Here is a 21,084-nt window from a genome sequence, read left to right as displayed (position 1 = left end):
CCGCCCTTGCGGGCATGGGTGGACATGACGCCGACAGCCGCCGGCGCCCAATGGAAGGGTTAGAAATAGACCAGTGCCTCGACCAGCCCGGTCATTTGCGTACGGTCGCGGCCGTTGCCGTATATGCGATCGTGATCAAGCGGCTCGAACCAGTCGTATCGCAACTCGGGGCGCAGGCTGAGGTTTTTGCTGACGTCCCAGCGCAGGCCGACGGTCAAGGCATTGAAATCGCCTCGCGCTGTGCTGGTGGGGAACAGCACAAAACCGTCATGGTCGCGAAAGTGTTCACCGCGCAGCGAGAATGCCAAGTCAGGGCGTGATTGGTAGGTCAGCACGCTGTTGACGCCCCACCAGGAAGCACCGTCGAAGCCCGGTCCGGTGACGATGTCCACGGTATCGGTTTTGCCGTCGCCGGACTGTCGGCCGTAGACCAGCTCGGCGCCCATCGACCATTGCTTATCGAAAGCATGCCAACCATTGAGCGAGTGCTGTTGGCGAAGCTGACCGTGGGGTGAGATCAGTCGTGCGGTGGGCGCCTGTACGTCATCGACGTTGTGGTTCTCTTCGTCGCCAACCATGAACTCGTAGTCGACCCAAGTGCTCATATCGGCGGTACGCCAACGCAGGGCGCCCATCAGCGACTTGCCATGGTTGTTGTCGCGCAGGTTGTTCCAGCCTTGCACCACTCCCAGCTCGGCACCCAGCAGTCCGCTGTCGCCACTGAAAAGACGGGTACTGGCGAGGACGCCGGACACGGTACTGGGCTCGGTGACGAAGGCGTAGGTCTTGCTGGCGAACGGGTTGCGTGCCTCACGAATGTTCGGGGGAATCTCGTAGCCGATGGCTGGGCCGAAAATGCCGGCGATCAGACTCACGCCGGGACCGTAGGGCATGTACATCAATGCAAACAGGTTGGGGGTGGCGACGAACTTCTGTTTGTGGCGCTTGGCCGAGTCGGGGTTGTCGTCGCCGGGCGAATTGGCATCCCAGTGCATATCCCAGCCGAACGTGCGGGCGAATTGCCCGTTGCGCCCGTAGAGGCTTTCCATGCTGAAACCAAAGGAGAACTCCTGAGGGCTTGGCCCCGGCAGAGGGGTGACGCGGGGGATAACGTTGGCAACCAGCGGCTTATCGATGAACAGATGCACCGAGGCCAGTTCCAGGCCCTCGTCCGAGTACCCGGTCAGCGGCAGGTTGCTCAGGCCATCGTCGCGCTCATCGCTGGTCGAACGATTGTTGCGCACGTAACCGATGTCGATCAGCCCTGAGACCTTGATTCCATAATCCTGCTCCAGGCTTGGACCGAAAAGGCTGCGTACCAGCGAGCCTTCACCCTTTTCCTGTTCTTGCGCCTGCACATGCAGTGATGCGAGGGCGAGCAAACCCGCACCGAGCATTTTTTTGCCGATGTTCAACATGACCAGCCTCTTTTATTGTTGTTATTGCGGGGGACGCGAAAGCCGTTGCGCATGCTTGTTTTACGGGCAGACGAGGCCCGTGGCGGGCCGTTTCCGGCCCGCGCGAACGTTCATGCGTTCAGAGGATGTAAAGGACTAACGGCGGTCGAGCAGGCTCTTGAGCACGTCGAGCAGGACCGTCCCATTGGCATGCCTGGCGCTCTGTGCACGCCAGCCGATGTGATTGTCGGGACGCACCAACAGGCAGCCGTCCTCTTCAATTTCGCGTAAGCGAGCCCAGTCGCCATAGCTGTCGGCGTAGTCCAGGCCGATACCGATACGCCTTACTTGCAACTCGATGCCCAGCTCACGAGCTGCAGCCTCGGCGGCCTGGCTCCAGACCCCACCGCCGTGACCGGTGAGTAGGGTCAGACGGCCCTTGCCGCAAATATCCAGCGTCGACATCCGCCGACCCTGCGCATCATGCAGCCAGGCATGGGGCAAGCGCGCGCCGGGCCAGATGGTGGCGTGGTAATACAATTCGCGGTCTCGTGTATAGGCCGGTTGTTCGCTGCCATCATCGATGACCGCCGAGCTGCGATAGCGCTGGCCCAGTTCCACGCCATGGCAATTGAACTGATAGTTCTGCAGGGCGATAGCCTGGTTCAGCTCGGCGCGGCGCTCGCGACCGACTTCGCTTTCGGCATACAGCTCACCCAGGCTGGCCCAGCCTTCTTCTTCGCTCTGGCCTGGCTTGAAGCCGAGGGCATTGGCAATCGGCAGCATGTTGCGCACGCTGCCCATCGCTCGGTCAACGACCTGCCGGCCGACTGGCTGGCGCTCAGTGTTGTAGCTGTCCAACAAGCCGGGACCGGCCGCGCCATTGAGCACCATGGCGAGCTTCCAGGCCAGGTTGTACACGTCCTGCACCGAGGTGTTTGTGCCCAGCCCATTGGCCGGTGGATGGCGGTGCACGGCATCGCCCGCACAGAACACCCGCCCCTGGGAATACCGGTTGGCGACAACATGGTTGATCTGCCACTTGCTGGTGGAGAGGATTTCGACAGGGATTTCAGCGTCGCCAATCACCCGTCGAGCGCGCTCGATGATGGCCTCTTCGCTCAGGTCCGGCTCGCCCTGGGCGGGATCGTACATATAGAGCATCACCCATTCGGTCCATGGTTTTACGCAGATGAAGGTGCCGCTGCCCACCCAGTAGTCGTTGCCCGGCTGGACCATCCAGTACAGCACGCCGGGACGCGTCTCGCAGTAACGGCGCAGGTCGGCGCGCAGCCAGACATTGACCGCGCAACCCAGGCCCATTTCACCTTCCAGGGGTATTCCGAGCAGTTCCATCACACGACTGCGCGCCCCGTCAGCGCCGATCATGTACTGGGTGCGAACCTGATACTCGTGGCCCACGGTGCGATCGAGGACGCGCGCGGTGACGCCGTCTGCATCCTGGGTAAAGTCGAGCAGTTCGCTGTTGAAGCGCATCTCGCTACCCGCTCGCAACGCTTCATTGGCAATGATCGGCTCAAGCACGTGCTGGGGAATGTTGCACATCGCCGAGGGGCTGGACGTCTCATAGTCGGACTTGCGCTCGATGGCGTTGCCCCAGGTCAACAGGCGACCCAGTTCCTGGCCCGCAAAACTGGTGGCCCAGACATTGTTGGCCATCAACTCATGCGGCGTGGCGGCGGCGACGACCGAGGCTTCAACACCGGCATCGCGGTATACCTCGACGGTGCGCTGGTTGGTGATGTGCGCCCGTGGGCTGTTGGCGGTCCAGCGATATTTGTTGATCAGCAGGCTTTTGATGCCATAGCGCGATAGCAGCAGCGAGGCGGCGAGACCGGCAGGCCCTCCGCCCACGATCAATACGGGTACTTCAAGGATTTCGGTAGAGTTTTGCTGGTTCATATCGTTGCTCCGCAATCTTCTTCTTGTGTAACGGACCGGTTCACTGAACTTCGTAGTTGACGACGAACTCGTCGGGCACATCCGGCCCCCAGAGGTACAGAGAATCCTCGGGTGGATGGTTTCCGGCTTGCCAGTCGATACCCGCCGGGACGAAGTCGATGTCGCAGGAGTACTCGCTATAGCTGCCCCATGGGTCACGGACGTAGTAGAAATAGTTGGACCCCAGCACATGTCTGCCGAAGCCCCATCCTTGCTTCCAGCCCTGATCGGCCATGCGCATGGCGCCCAGGCCCACCTCGTTGACGGACGCGACGTCCCAGCTGCAGTGGTGGAAGCCGATGGCTTCTGATTGCACAAAGGCAACGGTGTGATGGTCGGCGCCGTGAACCGTATGCATAAAGGCGACGATGTGTTCCGAGCGGTCCGACAGGCGAAGACCCAGTGCCCGTTCGTAGAACTCGATGGTCCGCGCCACGTCCGGGGTGAACAGCATGATGTGTGACAAACGTCGTGGCCGGACTTGCGGCGCATGACGGCGATAGGGTGAACCGCGCTCGCCACCGGCGCAGCTTTCAAAACTGACGGCGGGTTTGCTATCGGGCGTGACCTTGGCAGCAAGCCGCACCAGGACCTGCGTGCCATCCGGGGCGACAAACCGGAATCCTTCGTCGGCGAGCGGCGATACTTCGCAGCCCTCTGACGTTACTTGTTCCTGCAAAGCCCTCAGATCGGCTGCATAGGCTCCGAAGGCGATGTGCCGCAGCTTTTTTCCAGGGCCTTTGTAAAGGTAAGCCCAGGGGTGCGGATCACCGAAGGTGCGCAGCACCAGCGTACCGGCTTCCTCGCGGACATCCAGGCCAAAGCAGGTGTAGAAGTCCCGGGCGGTTGCCAGGCAGGGCACATCCAGGGCGTAATGGTCCAGAGAGTGGACCCCCAACGGGCGGGGCGAACCGTCCAATGCCTTGTCTAACAAGGTCATTACGTATTCCTCCAACTGTCGCGGCCTGCATCGGGCCGCTTTCTTGTTGTCGAGCCATGCGGGTCGGCATGGCCTGTTTTTACCACTACGCTTCGTCGATCACGGGATTGACCAGCTTGCCAATGCCTTCGATCGACACCTCGACCACATCACCGGGTTTGAGGTAAACCTTGGGATTCATGCCAAAACCCACGCCGGCCGGAGTGCCACTGACAATCACATCGCCGGCTTGCAGCGTCACAGCTTCGCTGAGCGTTGAAATGACAGTCGCCACATCGAAGAGCATGTCTTCGGTGTTAGCTGACTGGACGACCTTACCGTTTACCCGAGTCTCCAGCAGCAGGCCCTTACCGCCGGCAGGCAGTTCGTCGGCTGTGACCAGGTCCGGCCCGAATGCACCGGTGTCGTCGAAGTTTTTGCCCACGGTCCATTGCGGCGACTTGAACTGGTAGTCGCGTACCGAACCTTCATTGAACAGGGCATAGCCAGCGACGTGCTCAAGCGCCTGGTCTTTTGGAATATGGCGACCACCGCTTTTCAGGATCACGGCCATTTCGCCTTCGTAGTCCAGGGTGTCGGATATTTTTGGACGGATCAGCGGTTTGTTGTGGGCCGTCAGGCTGCTGTTGAAGCGTGGGAAAAGTGTCGGGTAGTCCGGCTGAGCGTAGGGCGACTCCTTGGTGTGATCGGCGTAATTCAAGCCGACACAGATGATTTTTCCCGGTTTGCGCATCAACGGCAGGTAGTCCTGCTCACCGATTTCGACACTCGGGCCTTGGGCGTTTGCACCATAGGTGCCCAGATCCACACCACGTTCGAGCAGTGATTCCAGCGTCTCCTCACCCAGCACTTTGACGCCATCGGCAGTGCGAACGCCAAGCACGGCGCGGCCTTGATGATTGAAAAATACGTATCGCATGCGGGGAACCTCTTGTTGTGGTTAGAGCCGCCAGAAGGCGTTGGCTTGTTGGATAAAAAGCTAACGCCATAAAAATATACCGTCAACAATAAAATATATTTTCTGGTTATTTTCTATTAATCGTAGCCCTGTGTATGATTTGGTCACGACCGTCGCAGGATGATGTTTTTCCATGAATCAACCCGAACAATGGCCTGATGGAAGCGAGGCTCCCGAGAAGCGCACCATGGCGTCGCAGCTGGAAGTGCGCGTTCGTCAGGACATCATCAACGGGCGGCTGATGCCCGGTAGCCGATTGCGGCTCAAGGAGCTGGCGGACTTCTATGACGCAGGGGTGATTCCCTTGCGCGAGGCGCTATCGCGGTTGGCGGCGACGGGATTCGTCGATGCCGAGGACCAGAAAGGCTTCAGTGTTGGCCGCATCTCCGCTCAGGAGATCCGTGACATCACGGACACACGACTGCACATCGAGTGCAGGGCGCTGGCCTTGTCGATCAGTCAGGGCGATGTGGAGTGGGAGAGCAGGGTGATCGCCGCGCATCATCGCCTGGATCGTTTGCCTGTCATCGAGGGGGCGGAGCGTCTGCTTAAACCTGAGTGGGAACTCGCCCACGACGCCTTTCACAAAGCGCTGTTGTCCAGCTGCGGTTCATCCTGGCTGTTGCGGTTTGCCGCAACGCTGCGCGACCAGACGGCGCGTTATCGCCTGCTCTCCATGCATTACGCCGACAGTGAGTCACGCGACGTAAGGGGAGAGCACAAGAGCCTGCTTGACGCGGCTTTGAGCAAGGACATCAAGGCGGCCTGTGAGATTCTTTCTGCACACTATGAAGAAACCACTCAGCGGGTCCTGAGCCATGAGTTGCTTCAGGGCAGCGCGGGTTCGGCATTGAAAAACCGGAAGATCTCCTAGCGCTCTATCGGCAACAACCCTTTGATGAAAATGGAGATGGTCTCTGTGATCAGGTGCTCCCTTTCCGATTTCGAAGGGCACTTGCCAAGCCCGAGCAAACAACGCAATTGCAGGTCGCCTGTCAGCGCATCGAGGAAAATCTTCGCGCGGGTATGGGCGTTGCCTGGCGTGATCAGCCCGGCTTCTTCAGCCCATTTGAAGTACTCGGCCAGGCAGTTATAAGCCGTCGCCGGTGCTGCGTCAAAGAACGACTGCGCCGCCTCCGGAGCACGTAGCGCTTCGGCAACAATCAGGCGGTGCAGGGCGATGGTGCGAGGCGATAGCACAACATCCAGAAAGATCTTCGCAATGCTCGACAGGGCTTCCTCCAAGGGCTTTTGCTTGAGATCCATGTGGGTGAGGGGGCTGACGTTCTCCGCACAGAGCTGCTCGATAATCGCCGAAAACAAGCCCTCCTTGCCGCCAAAGTAGCTATAGATCGTGCGCTTTGATCCGCCGGTTTTCGCAATAAGTCCGTCGACACTGACCCCTGAGTACCCATCCGTGAGGAACATGTCGGTCGCTATTTTGAGAATGCCTTGACGCTTTGCTGCCTGTTTGGGGGTAGGGGATTCCATGTGGTTCGGGTATTCCTGAAAAGTACGTTGCGAAGTTCGCCATAGCCTACGCCGCTCCAGGTATGCCTTCCAGCCGCGCAGACATCCATCGTGCGCATCAATCAGGCAAAAAATTTATAAAAAAGGGGTTCAGCACTCTTGACCAGTTTTTCTTTTGGGTGCACCTTTCGTCACAAGGGTACGGTAACGTACCGTACCATTACGAAAAACATAAGAACAATAGAGGTACAGATCATGCGTTTTGTACAATTCGTAGAGGGCACTTCCAAAGGCCTGGGTATTGAGCAAGCGGGCATTCTGCGCGGCTTGAACGAAAACCAAGCCGGCTACCCGGGCTCGCTCCATGACCTGCTCGCGGCAGGCGAGGGCGCATTGAAAGCCGCCCATGAGCGCTTGAGCGATGCGCGTTTGCTTGATCCGTCGAACATACGTTACCTGCCACCTCTCGAACGTCCGGGCAAGATTGTCTGTGTCGGCCTGAATTATGCCGATCACACCAGGGAAAGCCCGTACGAGCAGCCTTCCTACCCAACGTTTTTTCCTCGCTTCGCCTCGAGCCTGGTTGGCCATGGCGAACCCATCATTCGTCCCCGTATCTCCGAGCAACTGGATTTCGAGGGTGAACTGGCGGTCGTCATCGGTACCGGTGGCCGACACATCACCAAGGATCGTGCTCTGGAACATGTTGCGGGTTATGCGATCTTCAACGAAGCCTCGATCCGTGATTACCAGTTCAAATCGCCGCAATGGACGATTGGCAAGAACTTTGATGCCACCGGCGCGTTTGGCCCGACCTTCGTCAGTGCCGACGAACTACCACCAGGGGCAAGCGGCCTGAATCTGGTGACGCGCCTCAATGGGGCAATCGTGCAGCAGGGCAACACCGCCGACATGGTCTTCAGCGTCGTCGACCTGATTTCCATCCTCAGTGAAGCGGTCACCCTGGAGCCCGGTGACGTCATTGTCACCGGTACGCCGGCGGGGATCGGCTGGGCGCGTCGTCCGCCACTGTTCATGAAACCTGGCGATCTGTGCACCGTAGAGATCGAAGGGCTCGGCACGCTGAGCAATCTGATCGCCGACGAACAATCACCGGCCTGAAGCCAGGCGTCAGCCTTACTTTCGAGATAGCGGAGTAACCGCCCCGACTGGGTCGACCGCTGATTCTCCGATTCATGGTGGCCACCTTTCTTGCGAATTGCTTTGCAGTTCACGGACCCGGCCGCCTTGATTTTTGCTGACGGCCCGTTTTTAGAGACAGCACTCTGGAAGCGGCCGTGGAGGAACTATCGTGTTGCAGATAAAAGACATCAACCACGTCGTCTACCGTCATCCCGATCTCGCGGTGATCGAACGCTTCCTGACTGATTTCGGTCTGGTCGTCATGCACCGAACCGAACGACGGCTTTACCTGCGTGGCGCTTGTTCGCTGCCCTATGTGTATATCGCCGAGAAATCCGAACACAGCAGCTTTGGCGCCATTGCGTTCGCCGTCGAGCGTCTCGACGACCTGCATCAGGCAACACAGCTGCCTGGTGCATCCGCCATCCACGCACTGGATGGTCCCGGAGGTGGGCAATGCGTCGTGCTGCACGACCCGTCCGGCCGCCGTATCGAGTTGGTCCACGGCATTGAACCGGTGGGTTCGTTAACCCTGCGCGCGGCGTTGACCCTCAATTCGGCGCAAGAGAAACAGCGCTTCGGTGATGTGCAACGGCCCAATAAAGGCGCCGCGCAAGTGTTGCGTCTCGGCCATGCGGCAATCGGCGTGCAGGACATGGTCGCGCACCTGGACTGGTACAAGCAGGTGCTTGGCATGCTGCCCTCCGATCTGGTGGTTGAAGAACCCAATCGAGACTGCCCGGCAGCGGCCTTCCTGCGATTGAATCGTGGGAGTGCATGGACCGACCATCACACCATTGCACTGTTCCAGGCGGAAAAGGACTTTGTCCATCACGTGTCCTACGAGGTTCAAGACTTCGACGCGCAATGCCTGGGACATGCCTGGATGACCCAGCAAGGCTGGTCGCCGTTTTGGGGGGTTGGCCGGCATGTGTTAGGCAGCCAGATCTTCGATTACTGGAGTGACCCGTCCGGCAACCTCATCGAGCATTTCACCGACGGCGACTTGTTCAATCAGGACTCACCTTCGGGCTTCACCCAAGCCTGCGACGACAGTCTCTATCAGTGGGGGCCGCCCATGTCGGTGGAGTATTTCCTGGGCGGTAAATGCCAAACGCAGGACACAGCTCCCCGTACTGCGGCATCCCGCCAGCGGCGCAGTTGATCAATACCGACAGGACAGATGCCATGAGCAAAGCAATGACAGAACAGGGACTTGACCTGCTGTTTCGGCAGGCCCGAAGCCAGAACGGCTGGCTCGATCAGCCCGTGAGCGATGACACGCTCAAAGCACTCTACGACTTGGTGCGCTGGGGGCCGACCAGCGCCAACGGTTGCCCTGCACGTATCGTATTTTTGCGCAGCGCCGAGTCCCGGCAACGCTTGCTGCCGGCATTGAGCGCCGGCAATGTTGAAAAGACGTTGAGTGCGCCGGTGACCGCCATCATCGGTTATGACACACGCTTCCACGAGCAATTGCCCAAGCTGTTTCCACACAACCCCGGCGTGCGCGACTGGTTCGCCGGGCAGCCGGAATTGATCGAGTCCACAGCGCTACGCAACAGTTCGATGCAAGGCGGCTACTTCATCCTCGCTGCGCGCGCTCTGGGGCTGGACTGCGGGCCGATGTCCGGCTTCGACCATGAACAGGTCGACAGGGCATTCTTCGCCGCCGATAACGGCCAGGCAGCCAGCTTCCCGGGCATGCAGGTCAAGTCGAACTTCCTCTGCAACCTCGGTTATGGCGATCCCGCCAAGCTGTTTTCGCGAAGTCCTCGCCTCGGTTTCGAGGAGGCCTGCACGCTGCTGTAACTCTCCACCCACCCTGTAAACAAGCAAATCCTCCAGCCTGATTGATTCGCGCTGCGGCTCATCGCGCCCGATCAATCGGACTGGCAAAACAACAACAAAAACAAGGAAAACCACGATGAAATCCATTTCGAAATGGCATGTGCTTGTCGGTGGTTTCCTGGCGTATCTGTTCGACGCCATGGAAATCATCCTGCTGACCATCGCGCTGCCGGTGATCCGTCAGGATCTTGGCCTGAGCTTCAACGAGGCCGGTATGCTCGCTTCAGCGACACTGCTGGGTATTGGTTTCAGCAGCATCACCACCGGCTGGTACTCGGATAACTTTGGTCGACGCAAGGCACTGCTCCTGTCGCTGATTGTGTTTGGTGTACTGACCACTCTGGTTGCAATGACTCACAGCTGGGCATTGCTCCTGCTGCTTCGCTTCCTTTCCGGATTAGGGCTGGGGGGTGTCTGGGGAATTGTCTCGGCCTATGTGACGGAGACCTGGCCTGCGCACCAGCGTGCAAGAGCGACCGGTTTTGTGCTGAGTTCCTTCCCGGTCGGTGCCGCCATCGCGGCAATGGTTGCGGCAAGCTACCTGCCGGACTGGAAGACGCTGTTCATGGTGGCGGGTATCTCGACGCTGATCCCTGTGGCGTACCTCTTTTTCTTTGTGCCTGAATCCCGGGAATGGCAAGAGCAGCAAGCCAGGAACCTTGCCAACCCCAAACTGCATAGGCGCGTTTCGGTCAGCGAAATCTTTTCCCCTGAACTGCTGCGGCTTACCCTGTTGGGTACCCTGGCAGCCAGTTGCGCAGTCATCGGCTTCTGGGGCGCGAGCACCTGGTTGCCGACTTACCTGGTGCAGGAGCGGGGCCTGAACATCGGCATGATGGCCACCTTCATGGCGATCATGAACATCGGTGCTTTCATCGGGATCAATGCGTTCGGCTTCATTGCCGACCACATCGGCAAAAGAAACGCTACGTTGCTTTCGCTGCTGGGCAGTGCCGTCATGCTGTCGATTTATGCGCTGACCACACAGAACGCCATCCTGTTCTGGCTGGGGCCGGTCTATGCCTTCTTCTATGCCTTTGCCAGCCTGTTCGCGTCCTACTTCAGCGCCCTTTACCCCACCCGGGTACGCACGATTGGTGCCGGCTTCTGCTTCAACTTCGGCCGCGGCCTGGCGGCATTTGCGCCCTTACTGCTGAGTGGCATTGCCACCAGTTACAGCCTGGCATTGGGGCTGCTGGTCTGCGCAGGCTTCTTTGCCCTTGGCACGATCACCATGTTCTTCATGCCCCATGCGCAAATCCCCCAGGCAAATCCAGCACAGGGTGCGCCACTGGAAACCAGTCATTCGTAGTCGAGCTTCCTCATCCGGTTGTTCCGCTTTTGTGCGTACGCGCGATCAACTGCCAAGCACGGAGTTTTATGCATGTTAGAGCCACAGGTAAAGCAACACATCGAAGCACTTGAAGCGCGCCGTCGTCAGGCAATGATCGACCTGGACATGGACTTTCTGGAAGGCATCTATACCGACGATCTCACCTATAGCCACTCCGATGGCAAGAGCGATAGCAAGAAAGGGTATCTCCAGGGGATGCGCGCAGGGATCTGGATTTATCGAAGTTTCGAAAGCAGGCAAGAGCACATTCGCAGGGTGGGGGCCTGCGCCGTGATCACCGGGCTGATCGATATGGATGTGATTATTCGGGGTGAGCCCACGCTATTGAACTCGCGCTATATGAGCGTCTGGAGAGAAGGGGACGCGGGCTGGCAAATGATGGCCTGGCAGTCCACTCGATACTCCAAAGCTTGAAGTTGGTTTGAACGCGCAGCTGTTTCATGGCCTGCGCCCCACAGTTTTTCAGTCACTGACAGTGCATTTGATCGTTTGATCCCGGTCGTTATGGCTAAGCGGGCACGGCACGCTCGTGCCTGAAATCCATGGCCCTGGAAGCACTGTTGATGCTGCCGACACACGGCTGAACTCATTGGAATCTTGACCATGTACGTACAACAACTACAAAAAACGTATTTCAAGGCACTACTGGCTGCTGGCGCAATGAGCCTGGCCACGACCAGCGCAAGCGCCAAGGACTGGAGCGATACCTTTGTCGGGTTTCGCTATGGTACCGACTTCACCGAACCCAGCGTGCGGGGCAAGGTCCAGAAGGAAATCTATCAACTGGGCCATGTCAGCGGCAATGACACGGGGGCCAACTTCTTCAATTTGGACGTTCTGAAGTCCGACAGTAATGACCCGAAAAAGGACAGTGACTCCGGCGCGACAGAAGGCTACCTGGTCTATCGCCATCAACTCTTTCTGAGCAAGGTCTTTGACCGTTCAATGACGTTCGGTCCGGTCAAGGAAGTGGCGCTGAGCAGTGGGGTCGAACTCAACTACAAGAATACTGAGTTCGCCACCCGTAAGCGCATGCTGGTGGTGGGCCCGACACTCAAGTTCGACGTACCCGGCTACCTGGACATCAGCCTGCTTTACGCCATGGAGTGGAACCATTGCGGGTTGAACGCTTGCCTGACCGAGAACATTCAGTTTGATCCTTACTACGTGCTGCACATGGTGTGGGGTTTCCCATTTCAGATGGGCAGCGTGCCGCTCAAGTTTCAGGGCTTCGCCAGCTACAAGACGCAGAAGGGTAAGGATTACTTTAAACAGGACACCGCCGAGGAAAGCCTGGTTCGGGCTTCGTTGATGGTCGATGTGGGGCAAATGACTTTTGGCAGCAAGAACAAACTGCTGATCGGACCGGGCTACGAGTATTGGAAACACAAATATGGAGCGATCCACAAACCGGGAACCGACACCTATGCACCGACCGTGCATCTGGAGTGGCACTTCTGAGCCGACTTGCATAGTGCGGGCGAATCCTGTTCAGCGCGTTCGGTAACCAGGCAGTACCGCTTCCTTTTTGCTCCCATGGTTGGGAAGCGGTTTCAGGCGTCCTGGTGGCGCCTTTTTTTCAAGTTCGAAAATATCCCTTGTAGCAGCTGCCGAGCTCGCGAGTCTGCGTTCGGCTCGGGCAAGCGGCGCAGGTCCAGATACACACATAGGTCGGAGCAGATGCTCCCCTGTCTTTGCGAAACCCCTTGGAAGATGCGGGGGCATGCTTTTTTGCACGTTTTAAAAACCAGTTTTTTGAGGCCGGAGTTATCAGCTTGTCTGAAGCAGAAAGGCGAGCCCTAGGTCTCTACGCTTAAAAAGAGGAATGCTCCTCCGATCCTTGGTATGCCAAGAGGTATGGGCTGGTAGGTTTTTTAAAAAAAGCCAGAAACGACAAAGCCCTGAATAATCAGGGCTTTGTCGTATCAAATATGGCGGAGGCGATGGGATTCGAACTCATGGACCTGTTACAGTCGACGGTTTTCAAGACCGTTGCCTTAAACCACTCGGCCACACCTCCGTTTGTGTTGCGGGCGCCATAATACCTGAATGAAACACACTGTCAAACTCTCTGCATAGCTTGTTACAGGGCGTCTGTTATGATCTTTGCGACTGAACGTTTCAAACCAACAGGAGTGTCGCCATGCGCGAACAGGATTACGCAGTTAATAACAGCGTGCAGGCTGAGCAGCTAGAGGTTAGCCGCGTCCTGCGCAACACATACGGCTTGCTCGCTCTCACCCTCGCATTCAGCGGCGTGATGGCGTTTGTCGCCCAGCAGATGCGTGTCGGCTACCCGAACATCTTCGTGGTGCTGATCGGTTTCTACGGCCTTTTCTTCCTCACCAACAAGCTTCGTGATTCCGCCTGGGGCCTGGTGTCCGCCTTTGCCCTGACCGGTTTCATGGGCTTCCTGCTCGGCCCGATCCTCAACCGTTACCTGGGCATGCAGGGCGGTGCAGAGGTCGTGAGTTCGGCGTTTGCGATGACGGCCCTGGTGTTCGGCGGTCTGTCGGCCTATGTGCTGATCACCCGCAAGGACATGAGCTTCCTCGGCGGTTTCATCACGGCGGGCTTCTTTGTGCTGCTGGGTGCGACGCTGGCGAGCTTCTTCTTCCAGATCAGCGGCCTGCAACTGGCGATCAGCGCGGGCTTCGTGCTGTTCTCCTCGGTGTGCATCCTGTTCCAGACCAGCGCCATCATCCACGGCGGCGAGCGTAACTACATCATGGCTACCATCAGCCTGTATGTATCGATCTACAACCTGTTCATCAGCTTGTTGCAGCTGTTTGGCATCATGAGCCGCGATGATTGATCGCCAGCCATGATTGAAAAAACCCGCTTCGGCGGGTTTTTTTACGTTCGGCTTCTGTACCGGCGGCTATGCCATTGGCGGCAGGCGGCGCTTGACCGGGGTTTTCTTGACGATGGCGGTGTTGGTTTCGGCGTGGGTGTTGAGGCGGTCGAGCAGGGTGTCCAGTTGTTCCATCGAGCGCACATGCAGACGGGCGATGAAGCAGTCGTCGCCGGTGACCTTGTCGCACTCGGTGAACTCGGGGATGGCCATGATCTGCCGTTCCACTTCCTGCAACTGGCCGGGCAGCGGGCGGATGCGCACGATGGCCTGCAGCTGATAACCGAAACACTTCGGGTCGATTTCCACGGTGTAGCCCTTAAGCACACCGCGTTCCTCGAGACGGCGCAGGCGCTCGGCGACGCTGGGCGAGGACAGGCCGCTGATCTGCGCCAGGGCCTTGAGCGAACGTCGCGAGTCTTCCATCAAGGCGGTGATCAGCACCTGGTCGATGTCATCGGTCATGGCGAAACCTCAATTAGGCAGTTTTGTAAAATCGCCTTCGCATAAAAGGCAGATTCGAAGTTTAGCCTGCTTTTTGCACTGGAGCAGCGCCCCGGTCGATTGGCATACTTTGCCCATCAATCACAGGAGTCTGATGATGGACAACTCGATACGTCGCGGCTCGTTCGAAATGACCGCCGCCATGCTGATCTCCGGAACCATCGGCTGGTTCGTGCTGGTGTCCGGGCAACCGGTGCTGGATGTGGTGTTCTGGCGCTGCCTGTTCGGCGCCGGCACCTTGCTGTTGATTTGCGCGGCCTTCGGTTTTTTGCGGGCAGACATCCTGACCCGCACCACCTTCCTGCTGGCGGTGCTCAGCGGTGTGGCGATTGTCGGCAACTGGGTGCTGTTGTTCGCCTCCTATTCCCGGGCCTCGATTGCCATCGGGACGGCGGTCTACAACGTCCAGCCGTTCATGCTGGTGGGGCTGGCGGCGCTGTTTCTCAACGAAAAAATCACCCTGCAGAAACTGGCTTGGCTGGCGGTTTCCTTTCTCGGGATGCTGGCGATCGTCAGTGCCCATGGCGGGCAGGGCGAAAGCGGCAGCCAGTACCTGATCGGCATTGTCCTGGCGCTGGGGGCAGCGTTCCTTTACGCGATCGCGGCGTTGATCATCAAGCGCCTGACCGGGACGCCACCGCATCTGATTGCGCTGATCCAGGTCAGCACCGGCGTGCTGCTGCTCGCGCCATTCGCGCATTTCTCCGCGTTGCCGCAAGCACCGGGCGAGTGGGGCAGCCTGGTGACGCTGGGCATCGTGCACACCGGCGTGATGTATGTGTTGTTGTATGGCGCGATCCAGAAACTGCCGACGGCGCTGACCGGCGCGCTGTCGTTCATCTACCCGATTGCGGCGATCTTCGTCGACTGGTTTGCCTTCGGCCATCGCCTGGAACCGCTGCAATGGATTGGGGTTGCCGCGATTCTGCTGGCCGCTGCCGGCATGCAGCAGGGCTGGAGTTTGAAATTCCGGCGCACAGTGACCCCATGAAGCCGTCAGATGTTCCAGTTCGGCGCGGTCCTGGCCAGGCGCTGGCGCATATCGCCGATGATGGCGGCCAGTTGCTCAGTCAATAAACGGTAACCGTCCAGGGCGTTGTACACCGGTGCTTCGAGACTGACGACCGGTAACGCCATGGGGCGGTTCAGCCGCTCGGTGACGCCGGACTTCAGCGCCCGAGCCATGCCGATCAATTGCACGCGAATCAGCCGATGCTCCGCTTTCAATACCGTTTGCAGGTCACTGGCGTCCGGCCGGGTGTTGCCCAGTATCTCCAGGGTGCTGACACACAGACGCAGTTGGCGCTGGATGGCATCGAGTTCGGTCATGGAAATCTTCACTTCCTTGGACACCGATGGCATCAGTGAGCGCAGCTGCACCATCACGGTGTTGAGGCGGCCCATCAGCTTGAGGTGTTCGTCGGCCGTCACCGATTGGCCGCTGATGATGCGCCCGTAGAGCGTCGCGCAATCTCGCAGGGCGTCCGCCAGGTTGTAGCGCCAGGAATAGACCGCATAGAGCGGCAGGGCGAAGGAAAACGCCAGGGCCAAGGCAATGCCGATCAGGATGTCGACCCCGCGCCACAGCCCGTCGGAGACTGGATTGTCGCCATGGCCGGCGACGATGAAGACGGTAATGCCGGCCAGCAGCGCGGTGTAGCCGCCTTTGCCGATGGCGTGGTACGAGAAAAATCCGCACACCACCGCCATGGCGAAATAGGTCAGCCACGGCAGGCCCAGAGTGTGTCAAAACATCCAAGCCAACCCTTGCTATGATTCCCCAGGATTTCATCGCAAGGGTTGCCCATGAAACGCTTTATTCAAGGTGAACACCGAGGTCAAAGTACCTTGCTCCCCGAGAGCCTGGACGATTACGTCAGCGACACCAATCCTGTGCGTGTTGTCGATGTCTTCGTGGATGAACTCGACCTGATCGCCTTGGGTTTTCAAAGCGCCGTCCCTGCTGAAACGGGCCGACCGGCTTACCACCCCGCAGTCATGCTGAAGATCTACATCTACGGCTATCTCAATCGCATCCAGTCGAGCCGGCGCCTTGAGCGCGAGGCGCAGCGCAACGTCGAACTGATGTGGCTTACCGGTCGGCTGATGCCGGACTTCAAGACCATCGCCAACTTTCGCAAAGACAACGGCAAGGCCATTCGAGGCGTCTGTCGGCAGTTTGTCGTGCTGTGTCAGCAACTGGGGCTTTTCTCGGAAAACCTCGTTGCGATCGACGGCAGTAAATTCAAGGCGGTGAACCACCGCGACCGCAATTTCACCAGCGCCAAGCTGAAGCGTCGGATGGAAGAAATCGAATCGAGCATTGCCCATTATCTGAAGGCGCTGGATGCGGCTGATCGAGAAGAGACCAAGCCTTCAGGGCCCAAAGGGGGGCTGGAGGAGAAAATCGCCAAACTGAAGGAGCAGATGAAGGCGCTTCAAGCGATTGAAATACAGCTTGAGGCGTCGCCGGACAAACAGGTCTCACTGACCGACCCGGACGCGCGCTCCATGATGACGAGCGGCAAAGGCATCGTGGGTTACAACGTCCAAGCGGCGGTCGATACCAAGCACCATCTGATCGTCGCGCACGAGGTGACCAATGAGGGTCACGACCGTGATCAGCTCAGTTCAATGGCGCTGCAGGCCCGTGAGGCGATGAAACTCCAATCGTTGTCGGTGGTGGCTGACCGAGGGTATTACAAAAGCGGGGAGATCCTTGCCTGCCACGAGGCAGGGATTAGTGCTTATGTACCGAAGACGCTGAGCTCGCGCGCCAAATACGAAGGTCGCTTCGGCAATAATGAATTTGTTTACGACGCGGATAACGATGTGTACGTCTGCCCAGCCCATGAAGCGCTGATCTGGCGCAACTCTTACGTCGATAATGGCAGGACGTTGAACAGTTACTGGAGCTCTAACTGCCGGTCCTGTTCGATCAAGGCGCAATGCACTCCGGCCAGAGAGCGAAAGATACGTCGCTGGGAACATGAAACTGTGCTGGAGGAAATGCAGGTTCGCCTGGCCAATACGCCGCAGATGATGAGCATCCGCAAGCAGACCGTCGAGCATCCCTTCGGGACGCTCAAACAATGGATGGGTGCGACACACTTTTTGACCCGACGGCTTGCCGGAGTGAGCACCGAAATGAGTTTGAATGTGCTCGCTTACAACTTGAAGCGAGTGATGAAAATCCTCGGTGCGCAGAACCTGATGAAAGCGTTGACGGCCTGAAAGGGCTCCTGTTTTGCTCGATGGACGAGCAGAGAAGCCCTACGAGTGGCATTGAAGCGTAATGGAGCTACGGAGAGCACTTTAGGTGTAATTAGCCAGCCAACCACCGTCGGCGCTACGCGCCGACCATGCTTGAATCAGTTTTTACACACTCTGGGCCGAGCCAGGCCTGTTGCACGACCAGCACCAGGCCGACAGCAGCCCCGACCAGGGTGCCGATGGCGCGCTCGGCGGCTTTTTTACCGATGTTGCCATGGTGCTGCAAGCCGCCGATCACCACCAGCATCGTCACCGAGGCCCACTCGCCGTGGGGCAGGTGGATGCCGGTGGTCAGCAGGATCGACGCCAGTAACCCGAGCGACACGCGTACCGCATGGATCATCCGCGCATGGCGATAGCGCCGGTACGGGTCCAGCAACGGACGCAGTAACCGACGCAGCAGCGGTGGCAGGCGAAGGGCCGTGGATGCGCTCAGGTTCGCTCTCCTCAGAAGATGTAATCAGTGGTCAGGAAGCTGGAACTGCGGCCGCTGATGATCTCGCTGATGAGATCCTTGTTGGTCTCCTGGAACTTGGTCGCCACCAGCGTGCGGATCGAAAACACCCTTAGGGCGTCATGGACCGACAAGGTGCCCTCGGCGGAATTTTTCCGGCCGTTGAACGGGTAGGTGTCCGGGCCGCGCTGACATTGGGCGTTGAGGTTGATGCGCCCGACCTGGTTGGCGAAGGTATCGACCAGTCGGCCGACCGCCACCGGGTTGGTGCCGAAGATGCTCAGTTGCTGGCCGAAGTCCGATTCGAGGACGTAATCGATCACCGTGTCCAGATGGCGATAGGGCACGATCGGCACCACCGGGCCGAATTGCTCTTCCTGGTAGACCCGCATCTGCGGCGTCACCGGGTACAGCACGGCAGGGTAGAAGAACGACGCGCGGGCCTCGCCGCCATGGGGGTTCACCACTTTGGCGCCCTTGCTTTCGGCGTCGGCCACCAGTGAATGCAGGTAATCGACCTTGGATGACTCCGGCAGCGGCGTCAGGGCCACGCCGCTGTCCCAGGGCATGCCGGGCTTGAGCGTGGCGAGCTTGGCGTTGAATTTCTCGATGAAGGCATCGACTACGTCTTCATGGACAAACAGAATCTTCAACGCGGTGCAACGCTGGCCGTTGAAGGACAGGGCGCCGGTGACGGCTTCGTTGACCGCGTTGTCCAGGTCTACCTCCGGCAGGACGATACCGGGGTTCTTCGCATCGAGTCCCAGCGCCGCACGCAGGCGATGGGGCCTTGGATGCAGTTTCTTCAGGTCGCTGGCGGCCTTGTTGGTGCCGATGAAGGCAAAGATGTCGATGTTGCCGCTGGCCATCAGCGCACTGACCGTCTCGCGCCCGCTGCCGTAGATCACGTTGATCACCCCGGCCGGGAAGCTGTCGCGGAAGGCCTCGAGCAATGGGCGAATCAGCAGAACGCCAAGCTTGGCCGGCTTGAACACCACGGTGTTGCCCATGATCAGCGCCGGGATCAGCGTGGTGAAGGTTTCGTTCAGCGGATAGTTGTAGGGCCCCATGCACAGCGCCACGCCCAGCGGTACGCGGCGGATCTGGCCGAGGGTGTCCTGTTCCAGCTCGAAGCGGCTGGAGCGACGGTCGAGTTCCTTGAGGGCGTTGATGGTGTCGACGATGTAGTCGCAGGTGCGGTCGAATTCCTTCTCCGAGTCCTTGAGGTTCTTGCCGATTTCCCACATCAGCAACTTGACCACCGCGTCGCGCTGTTCGCGCATGTGGCCGAGGAAGGTTTCGACGTGCTGGATGCGCTCGGCCACGCGCATGGTCGGCCACAAACCCTGGCCGCGATCATAGGCGCGCACCGCGGCATCGAGGGCGGTCAGGGCGGTGGCGGCATCCAGCAGCGGCGTGCTGCCGAGGATGACTTGTTCATCGCCGCCGGGTCCGGCGAGGTACACCGGGCTGCGGACCTGGGCGAGGGGACCTGGCCAGGTCTTGAGGACGCCGTCGACCAGGTACTCACGTTGTTCGGTCGGGCCGTCGAGACGGTATTTTTCCGGGATGCTGGCGGCATCGGGAAACAGGTTGCCAAGGATCTGTGCTGTGGTCATGTCGCTACCCCGTGTGTAGTGTCAGCCGTGCGCTTATGGCTAGCCGTTGAAGAATCCGGTTCAAGGGTTATACGCCTTGTTGATGCGGTGTTTTAGCTGCAATCGAGCGCTGATGGGCAGAATAGAGGGGGTGAAGCTGTGGTTGTTGTGCTTCAAGCGTAGACCGCAAACGGCGTTGGGTGAAACGCGATCTTTTGACCTGGGAGCACACAATGGCGGGTGTCGAGGTTAAACTTCGCGCTCTTTCATAAGGAGTTCACATGAGTCACTACCAGCCGGGCATCCTCGCCACCCCTGTTCCGCCTCTCGCTCGTCATATGTTTTTCGCCCTGGAATCGGTGGCTGCACTGCCGGCTGCGCTGGACAAGCTGATGCAACTGGTGGACGGCAAATCGGCGGTGGTCGGTTTCGGTGAGTCCCTGGTCAAGGCCCTCGACGGGCATATCGAAGGCTTGCGGCCGTTTCCGGCGCTGGCCGGTGTCGGTGTCGATAACCCGTCGACGCAACAGGCGCTGTGGTGCTGGTTGCACGGTACCGACCGTGGCGAACTGCTCAACCGCAGCCACGCCTTCGAGGCGGCCTTGGCGCCCGCCCTGCGCCTGGTGCAATTCACCGAGGGTTTCCGTCACCGTGACGGCCATGACCTGACCGGCTACGAAGACGGCACCGAAAACCCCCGTGACGAAGCCGCCGCGGCCGCCGCGCTGGTGGGGGCGGGCGTCGAGGGCACGGTGGGTGGCAGTTTTGCCGCGCTGCAGCAGTGGCAGCATGACCTCAAGGGCTTTCGCGCGATGCCGTCCCATGAGACGGATGACATCATGGGCCGTCGTCTGAGCGATAACGAAGAACTCGACGACGCACCGATCTCTGCCCACGTCAAACGCACCGCCCAGGAGAGCTTTGCCCCTGAGGCGTTCGTGGTCCGCCGCTCGATGCCGTGGATCGAAGGCGACCGCGCCGGGCTGATGTTCCTGGCCTTCGGTTTTTCCCTTGATGCCTTCGAGGTTCAGCTGCGGCGTATGAGTGGGCTGGAGGACGGGATTACCGATGGTTTGTATCGCATCAGCCGGCCGATCACTGGCGGCTATTATTGGTGCCCGCCGTTGAAGGATGGTCATCTCGACATGCGCGCGCTGCGCATCGGCTGAGACATTATCTGTAGGAGCCGGCTTGCCGGCGAATAGGGCGAGGCGGTGAGTCAGGCATACCGCCTTCGCTGGCAAGCCAGCTCCTACAGTGAATCTAACCTTATGCTCAAACGGTATTTCTCATCCCCGTACTTAGAACCATAAGATCACGTCATAA

The 21,084-nt window shown here is 59.0% G+C and carries 18 protein-coding genes, 1 tRNA gene and 2 pseudogenes; 11 read left to right on the top strand and 10 right to left on the bottom strand.

Going from position 1 to position 21,084, the window contains the following annotated elements; translation table 11 throughout:
* Positions 1-59: 59 nt before the first annotated feature.
* The 4 genes from DKB71_RS19650 to DKB71_RS19635 form a co-directional block, all read right to left on the bottom strand.
* Positions 60-1,418 (bottom strand): outer membrane beta-barrel protein, encoded by a 1,359-nt coding sequence (locus DKB71_RS19650; RefSeq protein WP_408596785.1) that lies wholly within the window; start codon positions 1,416-1,418, stop codon positions 60-62.
* Between the two features lie 135 nt (positions 1,419-1,553).
* On the bottom strand, positions 1,554-3,320 hold the full coding sequence (locus DKB71_RS19645; protein WP_408596783.1) for an FAD-dependent monooxygenase: 1,767 nt from the start codon (positions 3,318-3,320) through the stop codon (positions 1,554-1,556).
* A gap of 40 nt (positions 3,321-3,360) precedes the next feature.
* Positions 3,361-4,299, bottom strand: a complete 939-nt coding sequence (locus tag DKB71_RS19640; RefSeq protein ID WP_408596781.1) for a VOC family protein — start codon at positions 4,297-4,299, stop codon at positions 3,361-3,363.
* 85 nt (positions 4,300-4,384) lie between these two features.
* Positions 4,385-5,218, bottom strand: coding sequence for a fumarylacetoacetate hydrolase family protein (locus DKB71_RS19635; RefSeq protein WP_408596779.1), 834 nt, complete (start codon positions 5,216-5,218; stop codon positions 4,385-4,387).
* A 172-nt stretch (positions 5,219-5,390) separates the two neighbouring features.
* Here DKB71_RS19635 and DKB71_RS19630 point away from each other — a divergent pair, with 172 nt between their 5' ends.
* Positions 5,391-6,131, top strand: a complete 741-nt coding sequence (locus DKB71_RS19630) for a GntR family transcriptional regulator (protein WP_408596777.1) — start codon at positions 5,391-5,393, stop codon at positions 6,129-6,131.
* Here DKB71_RS19630 and DKB71_RS19625 read toward each other — a convergent pair.
* Positions 6,128-6,748: a TetR/AcrR family transcriptional regulator gene (locus tag DKB71_RS19625; RefSeq protein WP_408596775.1), complete on the bottom strand. Its 621-nt coding sequence runs from the start codon at positions 6,746-6,748 to the stop codon at positions 6,128-6,130. The genes DKB71_RS19630 and DKB71_RS19625 overlap by 4 nt on opposite strands.
* Positions 6,749-6,982: 234 nt before the next feature.
* Here DKB71_RS19625 and DKB71_RS19620 point away from each other — a divergent pair, with 234 nt between their 5' ends.
* The 6 genes from DKB71_RS19620 to DKB71_RS19595 all read left to right on the top strand — a co-directional run bounded on the left by DKB71_RS19620 (position 6,983) and on the right by DKB71_RS19595 (position 12,536).
* On the top strand, positions 6,983-7,849 hold the full coding sequence (locus DKB71_RS19620) for a fumarylacetoacetate hydrolase family protein (RefSeq protein WP_408596773.1): 867 nt from the start codon (positions 6,983-6,985) through the stop codon (positions 7,847-7,849).
* 190 nt (positions 7,850-8,039) lie between these two features.
* The gene (locus DKB71_RS19615) at positions 8,040-9,035 is read left to right on the top strand and encodes a 2,4,5-trihydroxytoluene oxygenase (protein ID WP_077182778.1); all 996 of its coding nucleotides are present in this window, start codon (positions 8,040-8,042) and stop codon (positions 9,033-9,035) included.
* 23 nt (positions 9,036-9,058) lie between these two features.
* A complete protein-coding gene (locus DKB71_RS19610; RefSeq protein WP_408596771.1) occupies positions 9,059-9,682 on the top strand; it encodes a malonic semialdehyde reductase in 624 nt (207 codons plus the stop codon).
* A 115-nt stretch (positions 9,683-9,797) separates the two neighbouring features.
* Positions 9,798-11,033 carry an MFS transporter gene (locus DKB71_RS19605; protein WP_408596769.1) on the top strand — a complete coding sequence of 412 codons (1,236 nt, stop codon included), beginning with the start codon at positions 9,798-9,800 and terminating at the stop codon, positions 11,031-11,033.
* Between the two features lie 72 nt (positions 11,034-11,105).
* Positions 11,106-11,489, top strand: coding sequence for a nuclear transport factor 2 family protein (locus DKB71_RS19600; RefSeq protein WP_408596767.1), 384 nt, complete (start codon positions 11,106-11,108; stop codon positions 11,487-11,489).
* A 189-nt stretch (positions 11,490-11,678) separates the two neighbouring features.
* Positions 11,679-12,536 carry a hypothetical protein gene (locus tag DKB71_RS19595; protein ID WP_408596765.1) on the top strand — a complete coding sequence of 286 codons (858 nt, stop codon included), beginning with the start codon at positions 11,679-11,681 and terminating at the stop codon, positions 12,534-12,536.
* Between the two features lie 471 nt (positions 12,537-13,007).
* Here the strand turns inward: DKB71_RS19595 and DKB71_RS19590 are convergent.
* Positions 13,008-13,095, bottom strand: a tRNA-Ser gene (locus tag DKB71_RS19590).
* 123 nt (positions 13,096-13,218) lie between these two features.
* Here DKB71_RS19590 and DKB71_RS19585 point away from each other — a divergent pair.
* Entirely contained in the window at positions 13,219-13,890 is a 672-nt protein-coding gene (locus DKB71_RS19585; RefSeq protein ID WP_034147218.1) for a Bax inhibitor-1/YccA family protein, read from the top strand.
* A gap of 66 nt (positions 13,891-13,956) precedes the next feature.
* Here the strand turns inward: DKB71_RS19585 and DKB71_RS19580 are convergent, their stop codons facing one another.
* A complete protein-coding gene (locus DKB71_RS19580; RefSeq protein WP_007987480.1) occupies positions 13,957-14,394 on the bottom strand; it encodes an Lrp/AsnC family transcriptional regulator in 438 nt (145 codons plus the stop codon).
* 136 nt (positions 14,395-14,530) lie between these two features.
* On the opposite strand from DKB71_RS19580, the gene DKB71_RS19575 reads away from it, so the two are divergent.
* Positions 14,531-15,424 carry a DMT family transporter gene (locus DKB71_RS19575; protein ID WP_323606410.1) on the top strand — a complete coding sequence of 298 codons (894 nt, stop codon included), beginning with the start codon at positions 14,531-14,533 and terminating at the stop codon, positions 15,422-15,424.
* Positions 15,425-15,429: 5 nt separating this feature from the next.
* Here the strand turns inward: DKB71_RS19575 and DKB71_RS19570 are convergent.
* Positions 15,430-16,173 (bottom strand): annotated as a pseudogene (locus DKB71_RS19570) (FUSC family protein); the annotation flags it as partial.
* Positions 16,174-16,239: 66 nt separating this feature from the next.
* On the opposite strand from DKB71_RS19570, the gene DKB71_RS19565 reads away from it, so the two are divergent.
* A complete protein-coding gene (locus tag DKB71_RS19565; RefSeq protein ID WP_408596762.1) occupies positions 16,240-17,667 on the top strand; it encodes an IS1182 family transposase in 1,428 nt (475 codons plus the stop codon).
* A gap of 157 nt (positions 17,668-17,824) precedes the next feature.
* On the opposite strand, the pseudogene DKB71_RS19560 reads toward DKB71_RS19565, so the two are convergent.
* Both DKB71_RS19560 and DKB71_RS19555 read right to left on the bottom strand, forming a co-directional pair.
* Positions 17,825-18,106: pseudogene (locus DKB71_RS19560) on the bottom strand (FUSC family protein); the annotation flags it as partial.
* A gap of 47 nt (positions 18,107-18,153) precedes the next feature.
* A complete protein-coding gene (locus DKB71_RS19555) occupies positions 18,154-19,779 on the bottom strand; it encodes an NADP-dependent glyceraldehyde-3-phosphate dehydrogenase (protein ID WP_408596760.1) in 1,626 nt (541 codons plus the stop codon).
* A gap of 260 nt (positions 19,780-20,039) precedes the next feature.
* Between DKB71_RS19555 and DKB71_RS19550 the strand changes: the two genes are divergently transcribed.
* Positions 20,040-20,927 (top strand): Dyp-type peroxidase, encoded by an 888-nt coding sequence (locus tag DKB71_RS19550; RefSeq protein ID WP_408596758.1) that lies wholly within the window; start codon positions 20,040-20,042, stop codon positions 20,925-20,927.
* Positions 20,928-21,084 lie beyond the last annotated feature (157 nt).

Origin of the sequence: Pseudomonas sp. PLMAX (genome assembly GCF_046042685.1) — a bacterium.
In the GTDB taxonomy this organism is placed as follows: domain Bacteria; phylum Pseudomonadota; class Gammaproteobacteria; order Pseudomonadales; family Pseudomonadaceae; genus Aquipseudomonas; species Aquipseudomonas putida_AE.
The sequence above is the reverse complement of the archived record's forward strand: the minus strand, read 5'-3'. Positions and strand labels throughout refer to the sequence as shown.

Coding starts and splice junctions, on each gene's coding strand:
- DKB71_RS19650 (WP_408596785.1), bottom strand. CDS start 1,418: ATGTTGAACATCGGCAAAAAAATGCTCGGTGCGGGTTTGCTCGCCCTC.
- DKB71_RS19645 (WP_408596783.1), bottom strand. CDS start 3,320: ATGAACCAGCAAAACTCTACCGAAATCCTTGAAGTACCCGTATTGATC.
- DKB71_RS19640 (WP_408596781.1), bottom strand. CDS start 4,299: ATGACCTTGTTAGACAAGGCATTGGACGGTTCGCCCCGCCCGTTGGGG.
- DKB71_RS19635 (WP_408596779.1), bottom strand. CDS start 5,218: ATGCGATACGTATTTTTCAATCATCAAGGCCGCGCCGTGCTTGGCGTT.
- DKB71_RS19630 (WP_408596777.1), top strand. CDS start 5,391: ATGAATCAACCCGAACAATGGCCTGATGGAAGCGAGGCTCCCGAGAAG.
- DKB71_RS19625 (WP_408596775.1), bottom strand. CDS start 6,748: ATGGAATCCCCTACCCCCAAACAGGCAGCAAAGCGTCAAGGCATTCTC.
- DKB71_RS19620 (WP_408596773.1), top strand. CDS start 6,983: ATGCGTTTTGTACAATTCGTAGAGGGCACTTCCAAAGGCCTGGGTATT.
- DKB71_RS19610 (WP_408596771.1), top strand. CDS start 9,059: ATGAGCAAAGCAATGACAGAACAGGGACTTGACCTGCTGTTTCGGCAG.
- DKB71_RS19605 (WP_408596769.1), top strand. CDS start 9,798: ATGAAATCCATTTCGAAATGGCATGTGCTTGTCGGTGGTTTCCTGGCG.
- DKB71_RS19600 (WP_408596767.1), top strand. CDS start 11,106: ATGTTAGAGCCACAGGTAAAGCAACACATCGAAGCACTTGAAGCGCGC.
- DKB71_RS19595 (WP_408596765.1), top strand. CDS start 11,679: ATGTACGTACAACAACTACAAAAAACGTATTTCAAGGCACTACTGGCT.
- DKB71_RS19585 (WP_034147218.1), top strand. CDS start 13,219: ATGCGCGAACAGGATTACGCAGTTAATAACAGCGTGCAGGCTGAGCAG.
- DKB71_RS19580 (WP_007987480.1), bottom strand. CDS start 14,394: ATGACCGATGACATCGACCAGGTGCTGATCACCGCCTTGATGGAAGAC.
- DKB71_RS19575 (WP_323606410.1), top strand. CDS start 14,531: ATGGACAACTCGATACGTCGCGGCTCGTTCGAAATGACCGCCGCCATG.
- DKB71_RS19565 (WP_408596762.1), top strand. CDS start 16,240: ATGAAACGCTTTATTCAAGGTGAACACCGAGGTCAAAGTACCTTGCTC.
- DKB71_RS19555 (WP_408596760.1), bottom strand. CDS start 19,779: ATGACCACAGCACAGATCCTTGGCAACCTGTTTCCCGATGCCGCCAGC.
- DKB71_RS19550 (WP_408596758.1), top strand. CDS start 20,040: ATGAGTCACTACCAGCCGGGCATCCTCGCCACCCCTGTTCCGCCTCTC.